Source organism: Streptomyces sp. URMC 129 (assembly GCF_051386415.1).
GTDB lineage: Bacteria > Actinomycetota > Actinomycetes > Streptomycetales > Streptomycetaceae > Streptomyces.
This window is the reverse complement of record NZ_JBPQTQ010000332.1, coordinates 1-238: the sequence shown is the minus strand read 5'-3', so window position 1 is coordinate 238 and position 238 is coordinate 1. Positions and strand designations below refer to the sequence as shown.

Sequence of the window (238 nt, the reverse complement as noted above, 5' to 3'; positions counted from 1 at the left end):
GCGCGTGCCCGGCGGCAGCTCGGCGGCGCCGGAGAACAGCCGCGGGTTGTTCCAGTCCGTTCTCGACGGGTCGTGCGTAAGCCGCACCGGCGCGCGGAAGGCGGGCGAGTGCACGGAGAAGGAGCGCCCGGTCTCGCCCGGGTACAGGTCGTCGTACGCCATCCACAGCCGCTCCCCCGGCCGCAGCACCTGACCGGGCGTCGTCACCGAGAAGCTCGGCCGCTCCGACGGCTTCACC

The 238-nt window shown here is 73.9% G+C and carries 1 pseudogene; it reads right to left on the bottom strand.

Going from position 1 to position 238, the window contains the following annotated elements:
• Positions 1 to 238 (bottom strand): annotated as a pseudogene (locus tag ACSNOC_RS28010) (hypothetical protein); the annotation flags it as partial.